This is a genomic window from Actinomycetota bacterium (assembly GCA_035536535.1).
Lineage (GTDB): Bacteria > Actinomycetota > JAICYB01 > JAICYB01 > JAICYB01 > DATLNZ01.
The window spans coordinates 1-10,130 of the sequence record DATLNZ010000096.1 but is presented as its reverse complement, the minus strand read 5'-3'; the positions used below and the strand labels follow the sequence as shown (position 1 = coordinate 10,130).

The 10,130-nt window shown below is 67.3% G+C and carries 13 protein-coding genes; 5 read left to right on the top strand and 8 right to left on the bottom strand.

The window, feature by feature from the left end; genetic code table 11:
* Together VNE62_06695 and sepH are read right to left on the bottom strand one after the other, a co-directional pair.
* Window positions 1-251, bottom strand: a 251-nt coding sequence (locus VNE62_06695; GenBank protein HVE91970.1) for a universal stress protein, incomplete at its 3' end; no start/stop codon positions are given.
* Window positions 248-1,435 (bottom strand): septation protein SepH, encoded by a 1,188-nt coding sequence (sepH, locus tag VNE62_06690; GenBank protein ID HVE91969.1) that lies wholly within the window; start codon window positions 1,433-1,435, stop codon window positions 248-250. The genes sepH and VNE62_06695, both read right to left, overlap by 4 nt.
* A 169-nt stretch (window positions 1,436-1,604) precedes the next feature.
* Between sepH and VNE62_06685 the strand changes: the two genes are divergently transcribed.
* The gene (locus VNE62_06685) at window positions 1,605-2,375 is read left to right on the top strand and encodes a hypothetical protein (GenBank protein ID HVE91968.1); all 771 of its coding nucleotides are present in this window, start codon (window positions 1,605-1,607) and stop codon (window positions 2,373-2,375) included.
* A 319-nt stretch (window positions 2,376-2,694) separates the two neighbouring features.
* On the opposite strand, the gene VNE62_06680 is transcribed toward VNE62_06685, so the two are convergent.
* Together VNE62_06680 and VNE62_06675 are read right to left on the bottom strand one after the other, a co-directional pair.
* Window positions 2,695-3,291, bottom strand: a complete 597-nt coding sequence (locus tag VNE62_06680) for a GNAT family N-acetyltransferase (GenBank protein ID HVE91967.1) — start codon at window positions 3,289-3,291, stop codon at window positions 2,695-2,697.
* Window positions 3,288-3,608, bottom strand: coding sequence for a hypothetical protein (locus VNE62_06675; protein HVE91966.1), 321 nt, complete (start codon window positions 3,606-3,608; stop codon window positions 3,288-3,290). The genes VNE62_06680 and VNE62_06675 overlap by 4 nt, the downstream gene beginning before the upstream one ends.
* A 441-nt stretch (window positions 3,609-4,049) precedes the next feature.
* On the opposite strand from VNE62_06675, the gene VNE62_06670 reads away from it, so the two are divergent.
* The gene (locus VNE62_06670) at window positions 4,050-4,775 is read left to right on the top strand and encodes a hypothetical protein (GenBank protein HVE91965.1); all 726 of its coding nucleotides are present in this window, start codon (window positions 4,050-4,052) and stop codon (window positions 4,773-4,775) included.
* Window positions 4,776-5,457: 682 nt separating this feature from the next.
* Here VNE62_06670 and VNE62_06665 read toward each other — a convergent pair.
* The gene (locus VNE62_06665; GenBank protein ID HVE91964.1) at window positions 5,458-5,709 is read right to left on the bottom strand and encodes a hypothetical protein; all 252 of its coding nucleotides are present in this window, start codon (window positions 5,707-5,709) and stop codon (window positions 5,458-5,460) included.
* 193 nt (window positions 5,710-5,902) lie between these two features.
* On the opposite strand from VNE62_06665, the gene VNE62_06660 reads away from it, so the two are divergent.
* A complete protein-coding gene (locus tag VNE62_06660; GenBank protein HVE91963.1) occupies window positions 5,903-6,427 on the top strand; it encodes a hypothetical protein in 525 nt (174 codons plus the stop codon).
* Between the two features lie 195 nt (window positions 6,428-6,622).
* Here VNE62_06660 and VNE62_06655 read toward each other — a convergent pair whose 3' ends face one another.
* The 3 genes from VNE62_06655 to VNE62_06645 form a co-directional block, all read right to left on the bottom strand.
* Complete coding sequence (locus tag VNE62_06655) at window positions 6,623-6,820, bottom strand: hypothetical protein (GenBank protein ID HVE91962.1); 198 nt, start codon at window positions 6,818-6,820, stop codon at window positions 6,623-6,625.
* Window positions 6,821-6,983: 163 nt separating this feature from the next.
* Entirely contained in the window at window positions 6,984-7,235 is a 252-nt protein-coding gene (locus tag VNE62_06650) for a hypothetical protein (GenBank protein ID HVE91961.1), read from the bottom strand.
* On the bottom strand, window positions 7,232-7,744 hold the full coding sequence (locus tag VNE62_06645) for a DsbA family protein (GenBank protein ID HVE91960.1): 513 nt from the start codon (window positions 7,742-7,744) through the stop codon (window positions 7,232-7,234). The genes VNE62_06650 and VNE62_06645 overlap by 4 nt, the downstream gene beginning before the upstream one ends.
* 175 nt (window positions 7,745-7,919) lie before the next feature.
* Between VNE62_06645 and VNE62_06640 the strand changes: the two genes are divergently transcribed.
* Together VNE62_06640 and VNE62_06635 are read left to right on the top strand one after the other, a co-directional pair.
* A complete protein-coding gene (locus VNE62_06640; protein ID HVE91959.1) occupies window positions 7,920-9,590 on the top strand; it encodes a DEDD exonuclease domain-containing protein in 1,671 nt (556 codons plus the stop codon).
* A 146-nt stretch (window positions 9,591-9,736) separates the two neighbouring features.
* The coding region (locus VNE62_06635) for a hypothetical protein (protein HVE91958.1) at window positions 9,737-10,130 on the top strand (394 nt) is incomplete at its 3' end.

Below are 10,130 nucleotides of genomic sequence, written 5' to 3'. Positions count from 1 at the left end.
ATCACCATTCCCTCACCCGATGCGCCGAGGTTGCGCAGGATTTCCAGCCCTTTGTCAACGCACCCACGCGCGAACTCGTACTCCGCGTCGTCGCTCGTGGCGTCCAGGCCGGACACGTCGCTGGACAGCGCCGTCGGCACGACCTGGAGCACCAGCACGGGCAGCCCCAGCTCCCGGGCGGCCTCGGCCCCCCTGGCCAGCGCGCGCTCGGACGCCTCGGACCCGTCGATCGGGACCAGGACGACGCTCAACGAGACGAGCGGGACTTCCTCGCGGGGGCCGAGCGGCGCGACTTCGCAGCCGGCTTCGAGGCGGACGTCTTCCGCGCCCCAGTCTTGGAAGTCTTTCTCGTCTTTGCGGCGGACTTCGACGACGACTTCTTCGCAGTCGTGGCTCTCTTGGAGGAGGCCGCCTTCGGCTTCTTCTTCGACGTGGAGGCCTTGCTCTTCGAAGACGCAGTCTTCCGGACCGGCTTGGCTCGCGACGCAGCAGCCTTTCGCGATCTCGGCGCCGGCTTGCGGGTCTTGGCTGCCTTCCGCGACCTGGGTGACCTGGAGGTTTTGGCGGTCTTCTGTCGGGGGCTGCGCGACGTCTGTTCGGACTGCTGCGGCTGATCGGCCGCGGCGACGTCCCCTTCGGCGCCTTCCTCTCCGGCGTCCTCGAGGCTGACGGTGTTGGTCACGTCCGGCGCCCACCACCCGAGCTCGCGAGCCAGCTGGTTGCGCGGCCGGACGGTCCCCGCCTCGCGCAGCAGCTCCCACTCGGCCAAGCGGCGCTTGCCGCGGTGGGTGAACCTGAGGCGGACCCGCCAGGCGCGGGTGTTCGTCCGGCGCGCCTCCCACCCATCCTCGAGCTCCGACATGGTCTGGGAGGTGGCTTTGCGGTCGATGAGGTTCCTCTGAATGGCGCGGCCGACGGACAGTCCGGAGCGTCCGAGCCGGGGCCGGGTCTGGTAGCCGTCCCGGGTCATCTGGATCATGCCGGCCATCTCGTGCAGGACCGGGCCCTCGAACCGCTCGACCCAGGCCTCCTCGACCCCCGCCTGCGCTGCGACCTCCTTGACGGTGCGTCCTTCGCGGAGCATCTGCTGGATGTCCTTGGGCGTCAGCCTGCTCTGCGATCTCTCCGCGGTGGCCGCGGCCTCACGAAGCGCCCGCAGCTGGCGCTTCGGCAACAGCTCGAGCACCTCGGCCACGGCGGCTTCGGCTGGGGCCTGGCGCCCTCCGCCCGGCGCGGCTGCCGGCGCGGCCTTGGCAGATCCCTTCTTGGGGGCGGTGCCCGCGGCTTCCCGGCGGGCGGTCTCGAGCTGGTCCAGCGCGCGCATGAACGCGTCGTTGACCGGCACCCAGTAGGTACCGGTTTTGCCCCCCCGTCGTCCGCTGAACACGAGGCCCTTGAGGTCGGGGGTGAAACCCACGAGGTGCAGACGGATCATGGCGTCCCGATGTACGTGGCCACGGCCCGCTCCGTGACCCGGGCCAAACGGGCCAAAGCATAGCCGGGTCCATGCGCAGGTGAAAGGATGTGGCGCGGAGGCCGCGCGGGGCGAGTCCAACGGCTGACAACGGCGCGCGTTATTCGCCTAGATGCATTCTCCGCCTGACGTGGCCGGTAAGCTTCCGGACGCCTTGGTGACCTCACCCCCAACCCTCGCCTACCTGACGTCGGCGATGGAGGATCCGGACTCCCACCGGGCCCTGCGCGACGCCAGGATCGCCCGCTTCCGGCGCGACTACGGCCGCGGACAGGAGATCTCGGAAGAGGAGTACCTGGCGATCGTCAGGATCAACCTCGACAGCGTCATCGCCGAGGCCGCCAAGCTGGTGACGGGCTCCCAAGCGACGTCCGCGTTCGGACACGGCCTGTGGCGAACTCTCGGAGCCAACGTCGAATCCGGTCCCGCGCGGACCTACCTCGCCTCCCGCCCCCACGCCGGGGTGAATTACCTGCTGTCCGTCATGGGCGACCCGCCCCAAACGCGGGTCTTGGAGGCGATTCAGGTTCCCGTGCAGTGGCCGCAGGCGGTGGTGCTGGGCGTCAGCTACGCCTCCACCGGCTTTGAGTGCGCAGCCGTGAGCCTGGCAAGGGAACCGTTCGACGAGCACGAGGTGCTCGTGGCGCTGTCCGGACGCGGCGCTACCGACCAGCACACCCAGGTCAGCCCTTTGGTCCACGGGGGCAGTCTCGTGGTGGAGCGGCTGACGGTGCCGGAGTTGTCCCTGCCCGTGTGGCCCGGGCACAGGGAGCCTGTCGCCGGGAGAAGGATGCTGAAGGACCTCTGCTTCCGGAACCCGACGCCGCGCGAAGCGTTGACCCACATCGAGTCGATGCTGGAGATCGCCATGGGGGACAACGGCGGAGAACCAGTCTCGTAACGATCTAGACGACCGTGGGAAGAGGCACTCACGACTCTCACCACACGCACATCCCCCTCGGACCGTAGAAGAGGTATTGAGGATGGACCTTCACCTCGAAATAGAGTCACGACACTGTTCGGTTTACGTCTGTAGCTCATCGACTGAACTTGGAGTCTGCGCAGCGGCAGAAACCCGCCCTCGGGTGGCTTGTGAGCTTCGGCCACTTCGAGCGCATGCGTACTCCCCTGCGGTCGGGTCGCGAACTGCCCTCGTCCCACCTTCTCCACCCACACCGCCATCAGTGAACCCTTCAGGGGGCGCAGGACTGGTCGTCGCACTAAGGGCCCTGCGTTTCAGCGGTATCGAGTCGAGAAGCGACCGGTCCCCGTTGCAGACGTGGGTTGGAGGGGCCGTCGAAGCGAACTCGAAACAATTTGAGCGCTAGGCCTTGCAGGTCCACCTCTCGCTCGAACACCATGCCGAGTCGCTCCGCCACGCGCTCGGAGGCATGGTTCTGCTTGGACGTGGTGGCTACGACCGTCGGGGTCTGGAGTTCGTCCCTCGCGATGCGCAAGCATTCGTGTGCGAACTCGGTTGCTAGCCCCAAGCCCCAGAATGCGGGACGGAGGCCCCAGCCGATCTCGACCTCGTCCGTCTCCTCAAGCCGAAGAACGCGGAGCCCCCCTCGGCCGACGAACTCACCAGACTCGAGGTCGCGCAGGATCCACACCCCGAAGCCGTTGTGGTCCCATTCCGCGATGTTCCGATCCAGATACTCGTGCGTCTGGGTCGGCGAGCGAACGCCTCCGAGGTGCAACATGAACTCGGGGTCTGAGTGCAGGACGTGCATCTGAGCGAAGTGCTCCTGCGTTAGGCGCTCGCCCAGCAGGCGAGCAGTTCGAGGCTCGACCGTCCCCTGTCCTGTGGCCTTCACGGCAATGGCTCCAACCGCACCTCGAGCTCCCTAGTCTCAACATGGCAGCCGGACGGCTCCTCCTTGACCACCACCCGCCGCGACCACTCCCTGTACCCGGGCTTGGTCACAGTCACCAGATATCGCCCCGGTCGTTCGTTCGCGCCGCCGACCGTTAGGCCTTCACGCACGACAGGCTTCAACTGCGTACTGGAGCCGCCGCTGACGTGGATGCGGGGTTCTCCCGAATCTCCCACGGTAACGACCTCGCGGTAGGAACCATCGGCGATGGTGACCGTCGCTCCATTGAGGCCTGGCTGACCTTTCCTGTCATCCAACACCCGGGCCTGCACTCCGAATCTCGCATCCGCTGTGCAGTTGGTTGAGGTGGAGCATGCCACCGAGGCGACAACTCCAGCCAGCAGTACCGGCGCCAGGAACTTCCAAGGGAGCGTGCGGTTTAGCCAGTGGCCTGACCTACAATCGACGCACGACAGGCCAGCTCCACCCAGACCAAGACGAGGATCGGACTGAGCTCGAGGAGATCCTTCGCCGCAGGAGCTGGTCGGCTGGAACGAATCCTGGCCGGTATGTTCGAGCTGCTCCGGTTCTGACGTGGACCCAACGCGGCGCGTTGGTCCTGCCAGGGCCCGGCCGGAGATGGAGGAGATGACGCCAGGCCAAATCGGATTCCCGGCGGGATGACACCCAGGGACGACCGCCGTGGTCGCCCCGGGCCCGCTCGTGGCCTTGGGGGGGCCGGACTTGAGTGGGACGCGGTGGGTGGAGCCCCACCCGGCTTCGACGTGGCCGTCGACTGCTTCGGAGGAACGCACACGGTTCGGGTGCGGGCGGGTGAGCCCACGCCGACCCGGCACGGGGAAGCCGACGCTGTCATCGAATCTCTCGGCGGCTCGAGCCCGACTTGCGAGTATGCGACCTGGGCGGTCCAGCAGTGCCCGCGGCAACTCCTCGCCTACGAGCACTTCGATTTGGTCGGCCGCACCCCCACGCAGCCTCTGTACGCCCGCGCGATGACAGAGGCCTGGGCAGAGCCGCAGGTCGATCCGGCGCGCGTGCATCCCGTGCTGAGGAGGCTTGGCTCACTGCACGGAATTCTGCGGTCCTCGAGGGATCCGGACTCCGAACTGGTCGTTGGGCGTGCGAAGTCCGTATGCCGCTCGACTCTCGGTCCCCGCGCGATCAAGCGGTTCAGATTTGCTGTGGGCGAGGTCGCTTCGGTGGACCGACTATCCGGGGTCCACCTCCTCACGTTCTCTCGTCGCTGGCTCACCACGGTCTTCCTGTTCCGGCTGGAGTGCCTCGCTGGCGAGCTCGTTCTCGGAGTCGACTTCGCCGATGACACTGCCGCCCTCACGTACCTGACTCGCGACGGCAAGGGGTGGACCCACGAGGTAGCGACCCTGACCCTCGACGAGGTGCTGGCAAACGGGGTGGTGCTGGTCGGGCGCCTGGGGTCCGAGCCGGACCACTTCGGTGGTTGAATCATCGGGATTCGATCTCGATGATCCGCCGCACGATCGGGGGCTCGGTGAGTGTTGGGGGAGTGGTGAGTGTCCCTTCCCCTGGAGGATAACCGGACAGTGTCACAGCGAAGAGGGGGGCGTTTTATGCGCAGGCTAGCCCACACCTGCCCACAGAGAGTGCTGACTCACGATCATACGGGGCTCTGGAAGCCCTTACGGGACGGAACTTCAAGTAGCAGTCCTGTGCTCAGTGCAGGGGGGCGTTCATAAACAGGCCCCGAGGGGGTAGCCCAAGGGAGGAACCTCCAGCACTAGACGTATTTGGTGTCCCAATCGAATGGAGAAGGGATCCTCCTGATGCAATGTTTTTGACTTCACTGCTGTTTTCGGAAGACGACCTGAACTCGTGGCTGGCGTTCTTAGGATGGTGCCGTGCACGCAGTACCGACGCCTTTCCGGCCTCGGTCACACTCGTTGTGTCTTTCATGAGGACACCACCATCAATGTGACGGTTCGTCGGCGTGCCTGGAACGCCATCAACTCAGTGCACGAAGCCTTCTACTGGCATACCGATGCAAATCCGGTATCAGCCCTCATGTTCGCTGGAGCTAGGTTCGGCGCCATGGGTGAGGTAGAGCTGCCCGAACAGCTGGAGCCTGGCTCGGCCAGTAAGTGAGAAGACGACGTGCGCGTCGCCCGGTTAGGACAATGAGGTTCTACTAGTGATGCCGGGCAGCACTAGTGCGGGCTGGCTGCGGAACTCGCTGTCGCGGTCGCACACTGTGCGGGCTCGAAGAAGCTGTGGCCCCCGAGGCGACCCCGCAATATAAGCCGACCACGGGATCTCAACCGACTCCGGCAGAACCCCTGCGCCCCCCGGCTTCACCACCACCACCTGGTCCACAACGGCCTTCAGCACTGCCCTGCGCCACTCCAGTCCCGCTCGGCCCATGCCGCCGGGAGCAGGTCTCCCGAGGAGGGCGCACCCATTCTGAGCCTCATGCAGCGCCTTCCGGAGGACCACCTCGAACCTGCCCGGTCCATCCCGTCTAGTACCCACTCATGAGGTCGCCGTACAGACCCGCGCCTCAGCAACTGCGGAAGACTGACTGGACCCACGCCCGCCGCCAGCCGGAGGACCGACCGTGAGCGTTTCGCTTGAGCAGATCCACCGCGACTTGGAGGCAGCACTGGGTTCGCTGGACAAGCCCTCTTGGCGAGACGTGTACAAGAAGATCGACGACCCCATCTACCGCGAAGTCATGAAGTCGCTCGAGGCCTTCGGGGCGATTGAGCTGTGTGCCGGCGCCCATCTCGAAAGCGGATTGAGGAGCACCTACTTCCAGGTGAGGTCGTCGGAGGAGGCGTGCGGCGTGGAGCTGTCCTGGGTGGCTCCTTACGCCGTCATGCAGAGACTGACGACGCAGGTGTCCGGGCACGGCGGCGTCGTGTACACCTCCGACGAGTCGGTCTTCCGGGCGGGTGCAATCGACCCTGGCGGCGCCCTGACCGATTGGCAACGAGGTGTAATACACGTAGTCCAGGAAGCGGGGTTCCGCCTGCTCAACGAAGAGCAGTTGCACTGGAGGGTCAACCTGCGGTTGGACCTGGTGGAGCACCCGGATTCCCCCTGGACCGTTTACCGAGCGCTCTTCCACGACTTTCTCTAGAGACATCCCATCAGATGGTGGGCATTCCGAGGTCAGGACGCTCGGGTGCCCCAGCGTTCTGTCCCTCGACCCGAGGCTCGCTCTAGAGACATAAGTTGACACTGGGGTGCCCCAGCGTGCTTACGCTTGAGCCGAGGCGTCCTCTAGGGACATAAGTTGACACTGGGGTGCCCCAGCGTCCTTACCCTTGAGCTGTCAGGCCGAGTGCGGTCGGCGCCTCATCCTGATCTCCGGAACCAGCCCTTGGCGCGCCATCTCACGCAGCGCGCGTTCTTCGTCCGCGTCGATCACGACCGCATCGCATTCCGAGCCCGGCTCGATCAGCGCGGTCACGATGCAGTCGCGGCAGTGCGACGTGTGCTGCATCTGGCAGTCGCTGCAATCGATCAGCATCTCGTTCCTCCCACCACGAAATCTCGTTCGTCCCACCACGAACACGTGTACGCATGGTAGGAGCGGGGTACGACAAGCCACCTCACTAGGCGGGCGTCGTCGCGGGAGCGACATCCCTCTCCACTGACTAGGGGAGCGCGTGAAGCAGGGAATGGAGCCGGGGTCAGGCCTCCGATTCCAGGGCTGCCACCTGCTCGACGCCCGACGACGTCCCACACCAGCGGCACAGGACCTCTTCCACGGTGCGGTCCAGGACCTCCTCGGACTCCACCCTCAGCAGGCCCCCGATCGTGAAGTGGTAGAACGACCGCGTCCGCCTGGACTCCACCACGTCAAAGCGCGTCAGGTTGCCGCACAGCGAGCACCTGTACCTGACGGCCCCCGGCTCCCCCACCACCGGTTGCTCCTCGGTCATTTGGGCTTCGGCCTCTTCAACTCGTCCACCAGCGGGTCGGCGCAGGCCTGCCGCACCCGCTCGAAGACTCTGGCGACGTCGTCGCCTTCCGGAATCGCCGTGAGCCGGACGAACATCGCGCCGCACCCCGGGAACAAAAGCGTCGGCACCCCGAAGATCCCCAGGCTCACCGCCTCCTCGTGATCGGCCCGAGCCTCGTCCAGCCACCGGCGGTCCGACGTCAGCTCCGACACGACGGCCGGACCGTCCACGCCCGCCGAGGAGAGCACCCGCTCCAGGACGTCCGGCGAACCGACCTTTTCGCGGCCTACGTGGCGAGCCTCGAAGATCGCCTGCTGCACCTTCCTCAGAGAGTCGTCCTCACGGGCCCGGGCCCACGTGAATGCCGCCAGCGGCAGGAGTCCGACGCGCTCGGCCGCAGTGGCCCACAGCTCGTCGGGGTCGCCGTCGTCCGGCAGATTGACGTGCTCCAGGGAGAACGCCTTCCACTCGATAGGCGTCTTGAGCACCCCTTCGGACTCAACCCGTCGCAGCCAGACCGCTGCGATCCTGGCGAACGGTCACAGAAAGTCCAGCCACACCTTCAGCGCGTCCAAACCGCGTCTCCTGTCGTAGTCGCGGGCGATACTACGCCACCCCGCGAGGTTCCTTGTCCTGCGAACACATGTTCGCTACCCTCGCCGGATGCGTGCGGCAACCGCGAGGCGCCCCCTGGCCGCGCCGAGGCAAAAGAGCTTCGACGACCTGCAGGCGCCCCTGCACGAGGTGACGTTCTGCGCCGTCGACCTCGAGACGACAGGCGGCTCCCCCAAGACGTGCGAGATCGTGGAGATCGGGGCGGCAAAAAGCCGCGGCGGGCATCCTCTCGGCTCGTTCTCGACGTTCGTGCGCCCGGCCGGCGACCTGCCTCCGCAGATCCAGCTTCTGACGGGCATCGTCCCGTCGATGCTCGCGGGGGCCGAGCCGCTGCCCGCGGTGCTGCCGACGTTCCTGGAGTTTCTCGGCCCGTCGGTGTTCGTCGCCCACAACGCGCGCTTCGACATGGGGTTCATCGCCCAGGCATGCCGTCTGCTGGACTACGAGCCGCCGGAGGTCGTGGTGCTGGACACCGCCAAGCTCGCGCGAAGGCTCATCCGATCAGAGGTCCGCGACCTGCGCCTGGCGACGCTCGCCGCATTCTTCCGGACGACCAACTCGCCCTGTCACCGCGCCTTCCCGGACGCCGCCGCCTGCCTGGAGGTCCTGTACGGACTGCTCGAGCGGGCGTCGGCCTACGGCGTCACAACCCTGGCGGAGCTGGTCGAGCTGCAGCGGCCCTCGTCCGGCCCCCACTTCGAGAAGGTCCGGATGGCTCGGGACCTGCCCAGGCGCCGCGGCGTCTACATGTTCCGCAACGCCCGCGGGGAGATCATCTACGTCGGCAAGGCGACGGACCTGCGGGCGCGGGTGCGGTCCTACTTCGTCTCCGACGAGCGCAAGCGCATCACCGACCTGCTGGCCGAGGTCTCGACGGTGGACGTGGTCCCCTGCGAGCTGGACGTGGAGGCCGAGGCGCTCGAGGCCAGGCTGATCGAGCGGCTGACGCCCAGGTACAACCGCCGCGGCGTCCGGCGCAGGTCCCCGGTGTTCCTCACACTGACCAAGGAGCGTCACCCGCGCTTTTCGGTGGTCAGAAAGCCCCCTGCCCAGGGGCTGTGCATCGGCCCGTTCTCCTCGCGGGCGCGGGCCGAGGCGGCGGCCACCACGCTGGCCGGGCTGTGGGGGGTCCGGACGTGCTCGCTGCGCCTCAAGGACGACGCACCCGTCGAGCCTTGTCCGCTGTACGCCCTGGGGTCCTGCCACGGACCGTGCACCGGACGGCCCCAGGATGTCGAGTCCCACGACTCAGCCGTTCTGGCGGCGCGCGGCGACCTGTCCGCCGGACTGGACAGCGCGCGCGAGAAGCTGCGGGCAAAGCTGGAGCGGCTGGCGTCCGGACACAGGTTCGAGGAGGCGGCGGCGCACCGCGACGCCTTCGCGGAACTGGTGCGGGTGGTGGCCAGGGCCGGGGTCCTGCAGGCGCTGGCGGCGGCCGGACGGGTGGTCCTGGAGTGTCCGGAGGGGCGTGTGGTCCTTCGGGACGGCCGGCTCGAGTCGCTGCCCGGCCCCCCGGTGCCCGGTCCCGAGTCCCCCGGCCCCTCGCCGGCGGGGGGGCCGGGGGACGTGAGCCTGTCGGTCCCCGCCGAGGGGCTGCCCGAGCGGTCGGTGGTGGCGTCCTGGCTGGACAGGGCCGAGGGTGTGCGGTTCGTGGAAAGCGAGCGGCCGCTGTCCTATCCCTGGCCCAAGCCCCGCTCCCCCGAAAGTCTGGAGGTCTGAGACACCCGATTCGTGGGTATCTAGCAGGGATTCGTCCCCCGAAGCCGTATCCGTAACGGGGGGAAGTCGATACCATGGGTGGGCCGCATCTTCACGCCCCCTCCGCGGCCCCCGCTCGAAAACGACATGGAAGGAGCGTGGCCCCTTTGGCCAAGCCCGCACGAACAAAGAAGAACGCAGCCTCCAAGCCCTCGCCCGCGGTAAAGAAGTCCACGGCGAAGGCGGCCGTAAAGGCCGCGGCGGCCAAGCCCGCAAAAGCCTCCAAGCCCGCCGCCGCCACGAGGTCCGGCAAGGCGGCGCCCGCGCAGTCCAGGGCCAAGACTCCCGCCCGGGGCAGCAAGCCGCCCGTGGCCGCGCCGAAGAAGGCGCGCGAAGCCGCGGGGGCCAAGCCCGTGGTCCGGGCCGTGAAGGATGCCGCGCCCAAGGCAAAGGCAAAGGCCAAGACCGCGAAGGCCGCCGCCAAGCCCGAGCGCGCCCTGAAGGCCGCTCCGGCGCCCAAGGAGCAGGCAGCCGGCAAGCCTTCGTCGAAAAAGGGCGGCG

What these genes read in the sequence shown, in the direction of transcription:
- VNE62_06650 (HVE91961.1), bottom strand. Translation starts at nt 7,235, where the DNA reads ATGACCGAGGAGCAACCGGTGGTGGGGGAGCCGGGGGCCGTCAGGTAC.
- VNE62_06640 (HVE91959.1), top strand. Translation starts at nt 7,920, where the DNA reads ATGCGTGCGGCAACCGCGAGGCGCCCCCTGGCCGCGCCGAGGCAAAAG.
- VNE62_06655 (HVE91962.1), bottom strand. Translation starts at nt 6,820, where the DNA reads ATGCTGATCGATTGCAGCGACTGCCAGATGCAGCACACGTCGCACTGC.
- VNE62_06665 (HVE91964.1), bottom strand. Translation starts at nt 5,709, where the DNA reads ATGGGCCGAGCGGGACTGGAGTGGCGCAGGGCAGTGCTGAAGGCCGTT.
- sepH (HVE91969.1), bottom strand. Translation starts at nt 1,435, where the DNA reads ATGATCCGTCTGCACCTCGTGGGTTTCACCCCCGACCTCAAGGGCCTC.